A 15,431-nucleotide genomic window follows, 5' to 3' on the forward strand; every position below is an offset into this window, starting at 1 on the left:
CATAGGGTCAGGTCGTGCCTGACATATCAACGACCATGATCATCGTGCTGTGCGTGGCCGCCGCGGCGGCCGGCTGGATCGACGCGGTGGTGGGCGGCGGCGGCCTGCTGCTCCTGCCCGCCCTGCTGCTCGGCCTGCCGAACGCCCACCCGGCCACCGTCCTCGGCACCAACAAGGCCGTCGCCATCGTCGGTACCACGGGCGCGGCCGTGACCTACCTCCGCAAGACCACGGTGGACGTGAAGCTCGCCGTCCGCATCGGCCTCGCCGCGCTCGCCGGCTCGATGGGTGGCGCCGCGCTGGCCGGTGGCATCAGCAAGGACGCGCTCCGCCCGCTGATCATGGTGGTGCTGGTGGTGGTCGCCGCCTTCGTGCTGTTCCGGCCCGCCTTCGGCACCGCCCCGAGCGCCTCGGCCGTCAGCCGGCAGCGGGTGCTGCTCGCCATCGGCCTCGCCGGGCTCGGCATCGGCTTCTACGATGGTCTCATCGGGCCGGGCACCGGCACCTTCCTGGTGCTCGCGCTCACCGCACTGCTCCACCTCGACCTGGTCACCGCCTCCGCGACCGCCAAGATCGTCAACGTCTGCACGAACGCCGGGGCGCTCGCGATGTTCGCGTACCAGGGCATGGTGCTGTGGCAGCTGGCCGCGCTGATGGCGGTGTTCAACCTGGCCGGCGGCATGATCGGCGCCGGCATGGCCCTCAAGAAGGGCAGCGGCTTCGTCCGCGGCGTCCTGCTGACGGTGGTGGGCGCGCTGGTCATCAAGCTCGGCTTCGAACAGTGGGGCTGACCGGGCCGGCTCAGTACGTCCCGGTGAGGTGGGCGAAGACGACCACGTTGCCCCGGTAGCCCGTACGCGGCGAGAAGCCGCCGCCGCAGGTGATCACCCGCAGTTCGGCGCGCGCCGAAGGGCCGTACACACGCGTGTCGGGAAAGGCCTTGGCGTCGTAGACCTCGACCGCGTGGACCGTGAACACGGCGGTACGGCCGTCCGCGCGCCGGATCTCGACGCCGGCCCCACGGTGCAGGGCGCCCAGGTGGTAGAAGACCCCCGGCCCGGCGGCGTCGTCCACGTGCCCCGCGATGACAGCCGTGCCGGTGGCGCCCGGGGTGGTCCCGTCGCGGTACCAGCCGGCCAGGTCCCGCCGGTCGGGCGGGGGCACTTCGAGGCTGCCGCCCGGCTGCAGGCCGAGCCCGGTCAGCGGGGCGTCGACCCGGATGGAGGGGATCCGGATCCGCGTGGGCGGCGATCCGGGGAGCGGCGCGATGCCCGGGCCCGTGGCGCCGGCGGCCGTCAGGGCCTCGGCGGGGGAGGGCAGCGGCGGCCCGACGGGCTCGCGGGAGCCGCTGGTCACGAGCCAGACGCCGACACAGGCGGCGAGGGCCACGAGGCCTCCGTGGCGGGCTCCGCGGAAATCGCCACCCATGCGTACCCCCTCGGCCTTCCGTTTCGGGGTGACTGGCCGTCGCCCGGCCCCGCGAACGGGGGGACCTCGCGGGGCGGGCGACGGGGGACGGTACCGGTCGGACCGCGGCCGGAGCCGCGGTGGGCGTCCGTCAGCTCCGCGTGCCGCTCGCCCGGCGACGCAGGAGCCAGGTACCGCCGACGGCGGTCGCGGCCAGCACTGCCGCTCCCGCCGCGATCTTGGCGGGGTCGGTGGTGGTGGTCGTGCCACCGCCCACCCCGGTCTGGACGTGGCCCTGCGGGCCGCGTTCGGTGACGACCAGGTCGCCGGTGGCGAACTTGCCGTTTGCGCAGGTCGCCCCGATGCCGTAGGTGCCGGGGCGGGTGCCGGGGGCGACCTGGAACTGCCCCACGACCACCTCCTTGTGGGTCCCCGGGACCAGCTTGAACCGGCTGCCGCCCACCGTGGTGGCATCACCCTCGGCATGGCTGCCGGACCCGCAGGCGGTGGTGTTCACGGTGACGGTGGCGCCCGGGGCGGCGGACTTCGGCCACACCTCCAGCGCGGCGAAGTCTCCGGGAGCGAAGCTCACCATGCCGAGATCCACGGCGGCGACCGCACCGGCGACGGGGCCGGCGAAAGCGGCGCAGGTCATCGCGGTGGCAGTCAGCGCGTGGGCCGTACGTCGGCGCATGGGAACTCCCTGGAGACACGGGGTCGTGTCTCCGAGATAACCCGGCCCGCCCGCCGCGCGCCTGCTGATGTTCTGTCAGATTCCCTCGCGAGCGGCCTGCCACCGAGTCGTTTCCGCAGGTCAAGGCCGCCTATTCGGCCATCCGGGCCGCCTTCGCCGTCCGGGTGACCGCGGGGAGGAAGCGGGTCAGGCCGGCGGAAGCACCACCGTGGCCAAGGCTCCCGAAGGCGGCAGGTTCTCGAGGGTGACCCGGGCGCCGATCACCTGCGCCTGGCCGAGGGCGATGGTCAGGCCGAGCCCCGTGCCCTGGCCGCGCTCGGCGGCGCTGGTCAGGAACCGCTGCGGTCCCTCGCGCAGCAGCTTCTCCGGGAAGCCCGGCCCCCGGTCCCGGACCGTCACCGTGGTCCCGGACACGGTCACGGTGACCGGCTCCCCGCCGTGCCGCCGCGCGTTGGCCAGCAGGTTCGTCAGGATGCGCTCGAAGCGCCGTACATCGGTGCGGACGTACGCCGCCTCCGCCGTGCCCGCCGCCTCCGTACCGGAAGCACCGGACGCCCCAGCCGCCCCGGACGCGCCCACCACCTGCGCCGTCACCCCCGAGCGCCGCGTGATCGACTCCACCAGCGGCCCCAGCCGGTGCGCCTCCAGCTGCGGTTCCTCCCGGTTGGCGTCGAGCCGGGCCACCTCCAGCAGGTCCTCGGTCAGGGTCCGCAGCGCCGCGACCCGGTCCCGTACGAGCTCCGTCGGACGCCCGGGCGGCAGCAGTTCGGCCGCGGTGTGCAGACCCGTCAGCGGGGTCCTCAGCTCGTGCGCCACATCCGCCGTGAACCGCTGTTCTGCCTCCAGGCGCTGCTGCAGGCTGGCGGCCATCGTGTCGACCGCCGAGGAGAGTTCGGCGACCTCGTCCCGCGTCCCCGGCACCCCGGACAGCCCGATCCGCGCGTCCAGTTCGCCCGCGCTGATCCGGCGGGCCGTCTCCGCCGCCGTCCGCAGCTCCCTGCTCAGCCGGCTGGCGATCAGCGCCCCGCCGACCGCCGCGAGCGCCACGACCACCACCCCGTACGCCACGAGCCCGCGGTCCAGCTCGGCCAGCTCCTCGCGGTCGTCGGTCAGCGACAGCCGTACGGACAGCACGTGCGCCCCGCCGACCGGCCGGGCGGCCCAGACCGCCGGGTGCGGCCCGGACATGTCCAGGTAGGTGGTGCGCTCCCCGGCGAGGGCCGCCGTCCGCAGCGGGGCCGGCAGCTCCGGGCAGTCGATCCGGGCATCGGCCTCGCCGGAGGGTCACGGGCACCGGGAGGTCGTGTAACAGCGGTGCGTACGGTGGTGGGGCGCAGGCAGGTCGGGACCTTGGTCCCGGTCTGCGGAGTGTTCCGCCGTACCCCAGGGAGGGCCCCGTGACATCGGTCGTTCGGCCACAAGACCCGACCGCACCGCTCCCGTTCTTCGTCTACGGGACGCTGCGCCCGGGCGAGGTCAACCACGACCTGTTCCTGCGCGGCCGAACCGTCTCGGAGGAGCCCGCCGGCCTCCCGGACGCGGCCCTGTACGAAGGTCCCGGCTATCCCTTCGCGGTCGACTGCCCGGGTTCGGTCGTGGTCGGGGAGCTGATCACCGCGGCGCCGGGTGCGTACGGGGAGCTGCTGGCCGCCCTGGACGTGCTGGAGGAGTACGGGGGCCCGGGCCGCCCGGGGAACGTCTACGACCGGATCGCCCGCGATGCCGTGCGCCCCGACGGCACCCCGGTCCGGGCCTGGGTCTACCTGGCGTCGCCGCTGCTAGCCCGTGACCTGCGGGAGTCGGGCACCGAGATACCGGGCGGGGACTGGCTCAAGCGGCTCTAGGTCGTGTCGTCAAAGTCCCGTCTGGCTGGCGGGGCCTGGCACGCACGCTCGCCGCGTTGTCGTCGGTCACCGACGCTCCGCGTCGATTCCCTCCTCCGCCTTGCGATCGCACGCACCAGGCCCCGCCAGCCCCGCCCTTCGGGCGGCCGACGCTACTTTGACGACACTCCCGAGGGCCTAGAGGCCCTCGGCGCCGCGGTTGCGCAGCCGCTGGCCGTACTGCTGGAGCACCCACAGCTCCTCCTGGACCGCAGCCAGTTGCTCCGGCGGGGCCTGCGGGCCCAGCCGGGACAGCGTGCCCTGGATCTCGTGGACCCGGCGGTCGACGGCGCGCAGCCGCACCTGGACCAGCTGCACCCCCGCGTAGACCTCGTCCACCGTCTTCGCGTGGATGGCCTCGACCGCCAGCTCCGTGACGAGCGCGCGGACGGTGTCGTTGGGGGCCGCGTCACGTACGCGGACCAGATAGTCCTCGGTACCGAGCGAGGCGCCGCCGGCCTCCTGGATGGCCTGGCGCACGGCCGCGTAGGGCGGGGCGGTGAACTCGTCGCCCCCGTACGCGTCGAACGCCGGGGAGACCAGGGCCGGGCGCTGGAGGGCCAGCTTCAGCAGCTCGCGCTCGGTGCGGTGGGCCGGGCTGCGCAGGTTCAGCGCGGGGCCGCCCCCCGGCTGGGCGGCAGGCGCGGCGGCGGCCTCGTAGGACGGGCGGCCCCTGCCCTGCTGCTGGGGCTGGTTGCCGCGGTCGCGGGCCCAGCGCGCGAGCTGCGCGACGCGCTTGACCACGAACTGTTCGTCGCGGATGCCGAGCATTCCCGCGAGCTGCACGGCGGACTCGTGCTGGATCGCGATGTTCTTGATGTGGGCGACGACCGGAGCGGCCTCGTCCAGCGCCGCCGCCCGGCCCGCCGGGTTCTCCAGGTTGTGCCGGGCGACGATGTGCCGCAGCGCGAACTCGAAGAGCGGGGTCCGGGAGTCCACGAGCCCGGCAACGGCCGCGTCCCCCTGTGCCAGGCGCAGGTCGCAGGGGTCCATTCCGCCCGGGGTGATCGCGATCGAGGTCTCGGCGGCGAACTTCTGGTCGTCCTCGAAGGCCCGCAGCGCCGCCTTCTGGCCGGCCGCGTCGCCGTCGAAGGTGAAGATCACCTCGGCGGTGGCGTTGTCCATCAGCAGCCGGCGGAGGATCTTGATGTGGTCCCCGCCGAAGGCCGTGCCACAGGTGGCGATCGCGGTGGTGACCCCGGCCATGTGGCAGGCCATCACGTCCGTGTAGCCCTCGACCACCACGGCCCGCGAGGTCTTCGCGATCTCCTTCTTCGCCAGGTCGATGCCGTACAGGACCTGGGACTTCTTGTAGATCGCCGTCTCGGGCGTGTTCAGGTATTTGGGGCCGTTGTCGTCGTCGCGCAGCTTGCGGGCGCCGAAGCCGACCACCTCGCCGCTGATGTCGCGGATCGGCCACATCAGCCGGCCGCGGAAGCGGTCGATGGGCTTGCCGCTGCGGCTGTCCTGGGCGAGCCCGGAGGTGATCAGCTCCTTGTCGCTGAAGCCCTTCCCGCGCAGGAATCGGGTCAGGTGGTCCCAGCCGGCCGGGCTGTAGCCCACGCTGAAGTGCGCGGCCGCCCCCTGGTCGAAGCCCCGCTCGGCCAGGAACTTGCGGCCGATCTCCGCCTCGGGGCTGTCCAGCTGGTCGACGTAGAACTGGGCGGCCGCCTTGTGCGCCTCGACCAGCCGGATGCGCTCACCGCGGCCGCTGGTGCCGGCGGTGTAGCCGCCCTCCTCGTACCGCAGGGTGATGCCGGCCTGGCCGGCGAGGCGCTCGACCGCCTCCGAGAAGGAGAGGTGGTCGATCTTCATGATGAAGTCGAGGGTGTCCCCACCCGCCTGGCAGCCGAAGCAGTGGTAGAGACCCTTGCTGGGGCTGACCTGGAAGGACGGGGACTTCTCGTCGTGGAAGGGGCACAGGCCCTTGAGGTTGCCGCCGCCCGCGTTGCGCAGCTGGAGGTAGTCGGAGACCACGGCGTCGATCGGGACCGCGTCCCGTACCGCCTTCACGTCGTCGTCGTTGATCCGTCCTGCCACGCGTGAAGTCTACGGCCGGACGCCGACAAACCCGTCAGGCCCCCTCGGGCGTGAGCAGCGACGAGAGCGGAACCGAGGGATCCGACAGTTTCTCGCGGTCCACGGGCTCCTTTGACCTGATCAGGGCCTGGATGTGCTCGGTCACATCCCACACGTTCACGTTCATCCCGGCGAGCACCCGCCCCTCCGAGAGCCAGAAGGCGATGAACTCCCGCTTGCCCGCGTCCCCGCGGATCAGCACCTGGTCGTAGCCGCCGGGCGGCGCGTAGCCCGAGTACTCCAGACCCACGTCGTACTGGTCGGAGAAGAAGTAGGGCACCCGGTCGTACGAGACCTCCTGCCCCAGCATGGCCCGCGCGGCGGCCGGGCCCCCGTTGAGGGCGTTGGCCCAGTGCTCGACCCGCAGCCGGGTCCCGAGCACCGGGTGGTGCGCGGCGGCCACGTCCCCGACCGCGAAGACGTCCGGGTCGGAGGTGCGCAGGGAGGCGTCCACCGCGATCCCGCCACCGTGCTCCCGGTCGACCAGGGCCAGCCCGGAGGTCTCGGCGAGCGCGGTGCGCGGCGCGGCCCCGATCGCGGCGAGCACCGCGTGCGCCGGGTGCTCCTCCCCGTCGTCCGTACGGGCGGCCAGCACCATGCCGTCGTGGCCCACGATCTCGGTCAGCCGGGCCCCGAAGTGGAACCGCACCCCGTGATCGGCGTGCAGGTCCCCGAAGAGCCGGCCGATCTCCGGGCCGAGCACCGCGTGCAGCGGGGTGGGCTCGGGCTCGATGACCGTGACCTCCGCGCCGTACCCGCGGGCCGCCGCGGCGACCTCCAGGCCGATCCACCCGGCGCCCGCGATCAGCAGGTGGCCGTTGTCCCGGCCGAGCCCGGCCAGGACGCCCCGCAGCCGCTCGGCGTGCGCGAGGCGCCGCAGGTGGTGCACCCCGGCCAGGCCCGTGCCCGGGATGTCCAGGCGGCGCGGTTCGGCGCCGGTGGCCAGCAGCAGCTTGTCGTAGTGCAGGGCGGTGCCGTCGCCGAGGACCACCTTCTTGGCGTCCCGGTCCAGGTGGACGGCGGGCTGGCCGAGGTGCAGCTCGATGTCGGCGGCCGCGTACCAGGACGGCTCGTGGACGAAGACGCTGTCGCGGTCTTCCTTGCCCATCAGGTACCCCTTGGACAGCGGGGGCCGTTCGTAGGGATGGTCGCGCTCGTCGCCGATCAGGATCACCCGCCCAGTGAACCCCTCGGACCTCAGCGTTTCGGCCGCCTTTGCCCCGGCAAGCCCTGCGCCGACGATGACGAATGTCCGGTGTGCGTCGACCACCTGATGCCTCCTCATAACCTCTCCGCCACATGCGACCACATGCGAGCGTCCCGCAATGAGCCTGCCGCGTGAAGGGGGAGTGGCCCGATCAGCTCACCTGTCGGCGCGTCGCGTGCGCAGGGTGAGGCGTGCGTGCAGGGAACGGGCGGCTGCGTCGGTGAGGGACGCGATCTGGTCGATGACCGCTCGTTTCCTGGCCTTGTCGTTCGGTGCCGCGTCGAAAATGGCCCGGAACTGAGGGTCCAGACCCTCGGGGGCGCGGGCGCTGAGCGCCTCCGCGAGTTCGGCCAGGACGATGCGCTGGTCGGCGCGGATCCGCTCCTGTTCGTCGCGCTGCATGACGTACAGGTCGGCGACCGCCTTGAGGACGGCGCATTCGTTGCGCGCCTCGCGGGGGATCACCAGTTCGGCGGCGTACCGGGTGAGGCGGCCGGAGCCGTACGCCTCGCGGGTGGCGCCCTCGGCGGCCAGGCAGAAGCGGCCGATGAGCTGGCTGGTCGCGTCCTTCAGGCGGGCCTGGGCCACGGCCGAGCCGTCGTACCCGTGCGGCCACCACTCCTGCTCCATCAGCCGGTCGAGGGCGGCCCGCAGCTCCTCCGGCTCGGTGTCGGCGGGCACGTAGCGGCCGATGGCGACCCGCCAGATCGCGGTGCGCTCGGGTTCGGCGAAGAGGAGATTGGGGTCGAGGTGGCCGGCGTGCAGCCCGTCCTCGAAGTCGTGGACGGAGTACGCGACGTCGTCCGCCCAGTCCATGACCTGGGCCTCGAAGCACTTGCGGTCCGCGGGCGCGCCGAGGCGCAGCCACTCGAAGACCGGCAGGTCGTCCTCGTAGGCCCCGAACTTCACCGAGCCGGGGTCGGTCGGGTGGTCCCCGCGGGCCCACGGGTACTTGGTGGCGGCGTCCAGGCAGGCCCGGGTGAGGTTGAGGCCGACGCTGACGAGTTCGCCGCTCGCCGGATCGGGCACGAACCGCTTGGGTTCCAGACGGGTCAGCAGGCGCAGCGACTGGGCGTTGCCCTCGAATCCGCCGCAGTCCTTGGCGAACTCGTTCAGCGCCTCCTCGCCGTTGTGGCCGAAAGGCGGGTGTCCCATGTCGTGGGAGAGGCAGGCGGCCTCGACGAGGTCGGGGTCGCAGCCGAGCGCGGCGCCCAGCTCCCGGCCGACCTGGGCGCACTCCAGGGAGTGCGTCAGGCGGGTACGGGGGCTGGCGTCCCAGTCGTAGGAGCGGGTGCCGGGGGTGACCACCTGGGTCTTTCCTGCGAGGCGGCGCAGGGCGGCGGAGTGCAGCACGCGGGCGCGGTCGCGCTGGAAGGCGGTCCGCCCGGGCCGCTTGTCCGGCTCGGCGGCCCAGCGCTCGGTGGCGGTGGAGTCGTACAGGTCGTCTGCCAGGGCGTGCGCGGTGCCTTCCATGAAGAGACGGTAACCGGAACCTCTGACAAACCGGGATCAGGCGGAGAGGAGTTCCGGCCGTTCGGCGCTGAGGGGCAGGGCGCGCGCCCGGTCGTAGCGGTGGAGCAGGAGGCGGGCCAGGGCGGGGTGGTCGCCCAGGGGCGCGGCGGCGAGGGCGGGCGCGGCCGCGGCGGCCTGGGTGGCGAACCGGCCGGGCGCGGCGAAGTACGAGGCCACGGCCGGCCGGTGGTGACCGCGGGCGGCCAGGGCGCGGACGGCCTCGGGGACGGTGGGGGAGGCGGCGGAGGCGTAGGCGGGGACCACCGGGACGCCGCCGAGGCGCTCGGTGAGCAGGGCGGCGGTGTGGCGGGTGTCGGCGGCGGACTCGGGATCGCGGGAACCGGCGGCGGCGAGCACGACGGCCGTGCTCGCGTGGTGGGCGGAGCCCCAGCCGGCCTCCAGGAGGCGTTCGTACAGGGCCTCGACGAGCAGCGGGTGCGGGCCGAGCGGCGCGGCGACGGCGACCCGCAGGTGCGGGGCGGCGGCGGCCGCCGCGGGGAGATCACGTTTGACGTGGTGCCCGCGGCCGAGGAGCAGCGGGACGAGGACCGCCTCGCCGTCCAGCTCGTGCAGGGTGTCGCCGAGCAGCGGCCGGTTCAGCTCGATGTGCCCGAGCCGGACGTCGAGCCGCGGGCGGAGCTCGCGGACCTGTTCGAGGAGGGCGAGGGCGGTATGGAGGGCGCGCGGGTCGCGACTGCCGTGGGCCACGGCGACGAGGGTGGGCTGCTGCATGGGTGGGCTCCGTGGGGCCGGGCGCGCGGCGGGCGCACTCCGCTGAGCTGCGTGCCGAGTTGGGCGGTGATCCGGGACAGCAGTTCGGCGGCGCTGCCGAAGGGGAGGGGCAGGGTGTCGGGAGGGTGCACCGGCTCCGTCATGAATCGATCCTGCGCGCCGGAGGTTGCCGGTGCGTTGCGCGGGGATGACGGGTGTTTTCCGGGTGCTCACCCGCCCGCTCGGTCATCCGTGCGAGTGAATGGAGGGGAGGAGGGAACTGGGGGCCGGGGCCCGCTCGTCAATCCGTGCGAACGAGGTGTGAAGCGTGGGGTGCAAGGGGGCGGTCATGAGGATGGACAGCTGGGCTCGGTCGGCGGCTCGGTCGGCGTCACGGACGGTGGCGCGGGCGGTGGCGGGCCGGCGGCCGAGGCTGCCGCGGGGCGTGCGGGCGCGGCGGCGGGTCGTGCAGGTGGTGATGGCGGGCTGCGCGCTGGCGCTGCTGCCCGCGGCGTGGACGCACGCGGCGGCCGCGGACCGGCTGCGGACCACGGCCGACGCGCCCTCCGCCGAGGTGGCCGTGGTGTTCGGGGCGGGCCTGTGGAACGGGCGGCCGACGCCCTATCTGGCCAACCGGCTCGATGCCGCCGCCGAGCTGTACCGCGCGGGCAAGGTCAAGGTCGTGCTGGTCACCGGGGACAACAGCCGCACGGAGTACGACGAGCCCGACGCGATGCGCAGGTATCTGACCGGGCAGGGGGTGCCGGACGGACGGATCGTCAGCGACTTCGCGGGCTTCGACACATGGGACTCGTGCGTCCGGGCCAAGGAGATATTCGGGGTCGACCGGGCCGTGCTGATCAGCCAGGGCTTCCACATACGCAGGGCCGTCGCCCTGTGCCAGGCGGCGGGCTTGGACTCGTACGGGGTCGGGGTGGTCGACGAGCACGACGCCACCTGGTACTACGGCGGGACCCGCGAGGTCTTCGCGGCCGGCAAGGCGGCGCTGGACGCGGCCTTCAAGCCGGATCCGCACTTCCTGGGACCCAAGGAGCAAGGGGTGTCGCGGGCCCTGGGGGCTCTGGCAGACTGACGCGGCGTCGGCTATGCCGATTAGTCATATCCCGGTCGGTCTGTTCGAGCATCAGAGGTGTGAACCGTGGCTGTTGTGGATCTGAGCGGCAAGGTCGTCGTCATCACCGGCGCAGCCCGCGGCCTGGGCGCGGCGGCGGCGCGGGCCGTGGTGGACGGTGGCGGCAAGGTACTGGTCACCGATGTGCTGGAGGCGGAGGGCGCGGAGACGGCCGCGAAGCTCGGCGGCTCGGCACGCTTCCTGCGGCACGACGTGACGAGCGAGGCCGACTGGCAGGCGGCACTGGAGTACGCGGTCGCCGAGTTGGGCCGCATCGACGGACTGGTGAACAACGCCGGGATAGCCACCGGCCAGTTCCTGGAGCACGAGAGCGTCGAGCACTTCCGCCAGGTCGTGGAGATCAACCTGGTCGGCGTGTTCATCGGCATCAAGACCGCGATCCCGCTGCTGCGGGCGAACGGCGGCGGCTCCATCGTCAACATCTCCTCCGCCGCGGGCCTGACCGGCCTCGCGCTCACCGCCGGCTACGGCGCGTCCAAGTGGGGCGTGCGCGGCCTGTCGAAGATCGGCGCGGTCGAGCTCGCCGAAGCCCGGATCCGCGTGAACTCCGTACACCCCGGCATGACCCTGACCCCGATGACCGCCCCCGTCGGCATCCAGGCCGGCGAGGGCAACTACCCCGGTACCCCGATGGGCCGCGTCGGCGTCCCCGAGGAGATCGCCGCCGCCGTGGCCTTCCTGCTCTCGGACGCCGCCGGATACATGACGGGCGCCGAGCTGGCGGTCGACGGCGGCTGGACGGCGGGCCTCACGGTGAAGTACCTGACCGGCCAGTGATCCTCGCGGAGGTGCGCGTGCCACCGCCGGTGCTCCGGGCCTCACAGGAGCGGGCGGGCGGTGCTGAGGGGGAGCAGGCCGGCTTGTAACGCGAGGCGGCGGCCCGCGTAACACCGCCGTCGCACGCTGGACCGCATGCACACCCCGGAAGCAGCCGCCACCGCCACGCACTGTCCGTACTGCGCGCTGCAGTGCGGGATGAACCTCCGCCCTGAACCGGGCGGCGAAGGCGTCGCGGTGGAGGAGCGGGCGGACTTCCCCGTCAACCGGGGCGCGCTGTGCGGCAAGGGCCGTACCGCCCCCGCCGTGCTCTCCTCCCGGGTACGCCTGACCGGACCGCTCGTCCGCACCCACGCAGGGCGGCTCGAACCGGCCACCTGGGAGGAGGCCCTCGACACCGTCGCCGAGGGCCTCGCCCGCACGGGCCGCGCGTACGGGCCGGACGCGGTCGGCGTCTTCGGCGGCGGCGGGCTCACCAACGAGAAGGCGTACGCGCTCGGCAAGTTCGCCCGGGTGGCCCTGCGCACCTCGCAGATCGACTACAACGGCCGCTTCTGCATGTCCTCGGCCGCCGCCGCGCACCAGCGGGCCTTCGGGCTCGACCGGGGCCTGCCCTTCCCGCTGGAGGACATCCCCCGCACCGGCTGCGTGATCCTCGTCGGCTCGAACCTCGCCGAGACCATGCCGCCCGCCCTGCGCTACCTCACCGAACTGAAGGAGAACGGCGGCACCCTGATCGTCATCGATCCCCGCCGCACCCGCACCGCCGAACAGGCCGACCTGCACCTCGCCCCACGGCCCGGTACCGACCTCGCGCTCGCCCTCGGCATGCTGCACCTCGTGGTGGCGGAGGGGCACACGGACGAGGAGTTCATCGCGGACCGCACCACCGGCTGGGAGGCGGCGCGGGCCGCCGCCATGGCCCACTGGCCCGAGCTGGTGGAACGCATCACCGGCGTCCCCGTCCCCAGGCTCCGCGAGGCCGTCGAGATGTTCTGCGCGCCGTCCTCCGCGATGGTCCTCACCGCCCGCGGCCCGGAGCAGCAGTCCAAGGGCACCGACACCGTCGGAGCCTGGATCAACCTGTGCCTGGCCACCGGCCGGGCCGGCCGCCCGCTCTCCGGCTACGGCTGCCTCACCGGCCAGGGCAACGGCCAGGGCGGCCGCGAGCACGGCCAGAAGGCCGACCAGCTCCCCGGCTACCGCAAACTGACCGACCCGGCGGCCCGGGCGCACGTGGCAGGGGTCTGGGGCGTCGACCCCGACGCACTCCCCGGCCCCGGCCGCAGCGCGTACGAACTCCTCGACGCCCTCGGTACGGACGTCCGCGCCCTCCTCCTCATGGGCTCCAACCCGGTGGTCTCGGCCCCCCGCGCCTCCCACATCGAGGACCGCATCCGCTCCCTGGACTTCCTCGCGGTGGCCGACGTGGTCCTCTCCGAGACCGCCGCCCTCGCGGACGTGGTCCTTCCGGTCACCCAGTGGGCGGAGGAGACCGGCACCACCACCAACCTCGAGGGCCGCGTCCTGCTCCGCCGCCGCGCCCTGACCCCGCCGCCCGGAGTCCGCACCGACCTGGAGGTCCTGCACGGCCTCGCCGCCCGCCTCGGCATCGAGAAGGGCTTCCCCACCGCCCCGGAGGAGGTCTTCGACGAACTGCGCCGCGCCTCCGCCGGCGGCCCGGCCGACTACTCGGGCATCAGCTACGACCGCATCGAGGCCGAACAGGGCGTCTTCTGGCCCTGCCCGGACGGCTCTTCGGGCACGCCCCGCCTCTTCCTGGACGGCTTCGCCACCGACGACGGCCGGGCCCGCTTCGTCCCCGTCACCCACCGGGACGCCGCCGAGGTCCCGGACGCCGACTACCCGCTGTTCCTCACCACCGGCCGCGTGGTCGCCCAGTACCAGTCCGGCGCCCAGACCCGCCGCGTCGCCGAGCTCAACGCGGCCGCCCCCGGCCCCTTCGTGGAACTCCACCCCCGCCTCGCCGCCCGCCTCGGCGCCGTCGACGGCAGCCCGCTGGCGGTGATCTCCCGCCGCGGCCGGGCCGTGGCCCCGGCCCGCATCACGGACACCATCCGCGCGGACACCGTCTTCATGCCCTTCCACTGGCCGGGCGAGGGCCGCGCCAACACCCTGACCAACCCCGCGCTGGACCCGGTCTCCCGCATGCCGGAGTTCAAGGTCTGCGCGGTCCGCGTCGAGCCGGCCTGACCGGCAGGACGCCCCGCGCCCTCAGGACGCGAGCCGGGTCACTTTCGTCACCTTGCACGTGACCTGTCCTCGAATCTGCTCGAGGGCACCGGCGGTCGTCTCCGCCCGCTGCCCCGGGGCCAGGTCGTTGCTGAGGGCCGCACCCTCGGCGAGCCGCACGCCCGAGGGGCCCACGAACTCGACGCCGACGATGTACGTACTGGTCTCGCCGCTGCGATTCGTGATCATCAGCTTGGCCGACGGCCAGTGCGTGGCCGGGTCCACCTGGCACGAGGTGATCCGCACGCGGTCCGGGCGGAGGGCGGCTGTCCCGGGGGTGCCAGCCGGGGGGCGGATTCGGGTTCGACACGGGACACCCCCGGGGTTCGGGCCGGTGGCCTGCCTGCGGCTTCGACGTCTGCCGTGCTGTTCAGCATCGCACCGGTCCGGCGCGGCCACCTGTCGGCGAAGGCCCGTCCGGGCGCCGCGGCCGGATCGGACATGGGTGCGGCCCGCTTCGGGGCCGCCCTCGGGGGGTAACCATCCGGTCACGCACCGGACGCAGAAAGTGCTCGCACGCCCCTCGTGGCAGCGATGTGTCGTACCCCACACTGAGTTGCGGTGCCTGAGTCCTCGGACCCCTGGAGGTCGCCCCCGTGCAGACCCAGACGCAGCCCCCGACCGCCACCCTGACCGTGACCGATCAGCCCGAGCGCGAGGCCGAGGCCATGGACGACGAGCCAGAGCCCCTCGACCTGGCCGAACAGATCGAACAGGTCGAGCAGGTGCCGGCACAGCGCAAGCGCGTGGACAGCGGGGGCGGAGCGGCGAGTCCGTCCGCCGACCTGTTCCGGCAGTACCTGCGCGAGATAGGCAGGATCCCGCTGCTCACCGCCGCCGAGGAGGTCGACCTCGCGCGGCGCGTCGAAGCCGGCCTGTTCGCCGAGGAGAAACTCGCCGGCACCCCGGACCTCGACTCCCAGCTCGCCTTCGACCTCGACAAACTCGTCGTCATGGGGCGCATGGCCAAACGCCGGCTCATCGAGTCGAACCTCCGCCTCGTGGTCTCCGTCGCGAAGCGGTACGTGGGCCGCGGGCTCACCATGCTCGACCTCGTGCAAGAAGGGAACCTCGGGCTCATACGGGCCGTTGAGAAGTTCGACTACGCCCGCGGGTTCAAGTTCTCCACCTACGCCACCTGGTGGATCCGGCAGGCGATGTCCCGGGCCCTCGCCGACCAGGCCCGGACCATCCGCGTGCCCGTCCACGTCGTGGAGCTGATCAACCGCGTCGTGCGCGTACAGCGCCGCATGCTCCAGGAGCGCGGGTACGAGCCCACCGCCGAAGAGGTCGCCGCCCACCTGGAACTGACCCCCGAGCGGGTCCTCGAGGTGCTCCGCCTCGCGCAGGAGCCGGTCTCCCTGCACGCCCCGGTCGGAGAAGAGGACGACGTCGCGCTCGGCGACCTCATCGAGGACGGCGACGCCGCCTCTCCCGTGGAGTCCGCCGCGTTCTTCCTGCTGCGCGAGCACCTGGAGGCCGTGCTGTCGACCCTCGGCGAGCGCGAGCGCAAGGTCGTCCAGCTGCGGTACGGGCTCGACGACGGGCGCCCGCGCACCCTGGAGGAGATCGGCCGGATCTTCGGCGTGACGCGCGAGCGGATCCGCCAGATCGAGTCCAAGACCCTCAACAAGCTGCGCGATCACGCCTTCGCCGACCAGCTGAGGGGCTATCTGGACTGAGGCGGGACACCGGAAGGGGGCGCCCCGAAGGACGCCCCCACCCCACCGTTCGACCGCGGTCGGCCAGTCGGCC

Annotated in this window: 14 protein-coding genes; 6 read left to right on the top strand and 8 right to left on the bottom strand. The window is 73.4% G+C overall.

Features of this window, described 5'->3' with window-relative positions:
* Positions 1-14: 14 nt before the first annotated feature.
* Entirely contained in the window at positions 15-791 is a 777-nt protein-coding gene (locus tag OHA89_RS24960; RefSeq protein ID WP_266609774.1) for a TSUP family transporter, read from the top strand.
* Positions 792-801: 10 nt separating this feature from the next.
* Here OHA89_RS24960 and OHA89_RS24965 read toward each other — a convergent pair whose 3' ends face one another.
* The 3 genes from OHA89_RS24965 to OHA89_RS24975 form a co-directional block, all read right to left on the bottom strand.
* Entirely contained in the window at positions 802-1,428 is a 627-nt protein-coding gene (locus OHA89_RS24965; protein WP_266609775.1) for a class F sortase, read from the bottom strand.
* A 130-nt stretch (positions 1,429-1,558) separates the two neighbouring features.
* Positions 1,559-2,062 carry a hypothetical protein gene (locus OHA89_RS24970; RefSeq protein ID WP_215142004.1) on the bottom strand — a complete coding sequence of 168 codons (504 nt, stop codon included), beginning with the start codon at positions 2,060-2,062 and terminating at the stop codon, positions 1,559-1,561.
* 225 nt (positions 2,063-2,287) lie between these two features.
* Positions 2,288-3,289 (bottom strand): sensor histidine kinase, encoded by a 1,002-nt coding sequence (locus OHA89_RS24975; RefSeq protein ID WP_406367144.1) that lies wholly within the window; start codon positions 3,287-3,289, stop codon positions 2,288-2,290.
* Positions 3,290-3,498: 209 nt separating this feature from the next.
* On the opposite strand from OHA89_RS24975, the gene OHA89_RS24980 reads away from it, so the two are divergent.
* A complete protein-coding gene (locus OHA89_RS24980) occupies positions 3,499-3,945 on the top strand; it encodes a gamma-glutamylcyclotransferase family protein (protein WP_215141989.1) in 447 nt (148 codons plus the stop codon).
* 177 nt (positions 3,946-4,122) lie between these two features.
* On the opposite strand, the gene dnaG is transcribed toward OHA89_RS24980, so the two are convergent.
* From dnaG to OHA89_RS25000, 4 genes are all read right to left on the bottom strand, one after another.
* Positions 4,123-6,024 (bottom strand): DNA primase, encoded by a 1,902-nt coding sequence (dnaG, locus tag OHA89_RS24985; protein WP_215140880.1) that lies wholly within the window; start codon positions 6,022-6,024, stop codon positions 4,123-4,125.
* A 34-nt stretch (positions 6,025-6,058) separates the two neighbouring features.
* Positions 6,059-7,333, bottom strand: coding sequence for an NAD(P)/FAD-dependent oxidoreductase (locus OHA89_RS24990; protein ID WP_215140881.1), 1,275 nt, complete (start codon positions 7,331-7,333; stop codon positions 6,059-6,061).
* Between the two features lie 93 nt (positions 7,334-7,426).
* Positions 7,427-8,743, bottom strand: coding sequence for a deoxyguanosinetriphosphate triphosphohydrolase (locus OHA89_RS24995; RefSeq protein ID WP_266609777.1), 1,317 nt, complete (start codon positions 8,741-8,743; stop codon positions 7,427-7,429).
* Between the two features lie 36 nt (positions 8,744-8,779).
* Positions 8,780-9,514 carry a sirohydrochlorin chelatase gene (locus tag OHA89_RS25000; RefSeq protein WP_406367145.1) on the bottom strand — a complete coding sequence of 245 codons (735 nt, stop codon included), beginning with the start codon at positions 9,512-9,514 and terminating at the stop codon, positions 8,780-8,782.
* 328 nt (positions 9,515-9,842) lie between these two features.
* On the opposite strand from OHA89_RS25000, the gene OHA89_RS25005 reads away from it, so the two are divergent.
* The 3 genes from OHA89_RS25005 to OHA89_RS25015 all read left to right on the top strand — a co-directional run bounded on the left by OHA89_RS25005 (position 9,843) and on the right by OHA89_RS25015 (position 13,637).
* Complete coding sequence (locus OHA89_RS25005) at positions 9,843-10,586, top strand: vancomycin high temperature exclusion protein (protein ID WP_406367147.1); 744 nt, start codon at positions 9,843-9,845, stop codon at positions 10,584-10,586.
* Between the two features lie 66 nt (positions 10,587-10,652).
* A complete protein-coding gene (locus OHA89_RS25010) occupies positions 10,653-11,423 on the top strand; it encodes a glucose 1-dehydrogenase (RefSeq protein WP_406367149.1) in 771 nt (256 codons plus the stop codon).
* Between the two features lie 135 nt (positions 11,424-11,558).
* On the top strand, positions 11,559-13,637 hold the full coding sequence (locus OHA89_RS25015) for a molybdopterin oxidoreductase family protein (RefSeq protein ID WP_266609778.1): 2,079 nt from the start codon (positions 11,559-11,561) through the stop codon (positions 13,635-13,637).
* A 21-nt stretch (positions 13,638-13,658) separates the two neighbouring features.
* Here OHA89_RS25015 and OHA89_RS25020 read toward each other — a convergent pair whose 3' ends face one another.
* Positions 13,659-13,865, bottom strand: coding sequence for a hypothetical protein (locus tag OHA89_RS25020; RefSeq protein WP_406367151.1), 207 nt, complete (start codon positions 13,863-13,865; stop codon positions 13,659-13,661).
* 407 nt (positions 13,866-14,272) lie between these two features.
* Between OHA89_RS25020 and OHA89_RS25025 the strand changes: the two genes are divergently transcribed.
* Positions 14,273-15,358 carry an RNA polymerase sigma factor gene (locus tag OHA89_RS25025; protein WP_266609780.1) on the top strand — a complete coding sequence of 362 codons (1,086 nt, stop codon included), beginning with the start codon at positions 14,273-14,275 and terminating at the stop codon, positions 15,356-15,358.
* The last annotated feature ends 73 nt before the right edge of the window (positions 15,359-15,431 follow it).

It is taken from the genome of Streptomyces sp. NBC_01546 (assembly GCF_045208355.1).
Lineage (GTDB): Bacteria > Actinomycetota > Actinomycetes > Streptomycetales > Streptomycetaceae > Streptomyces.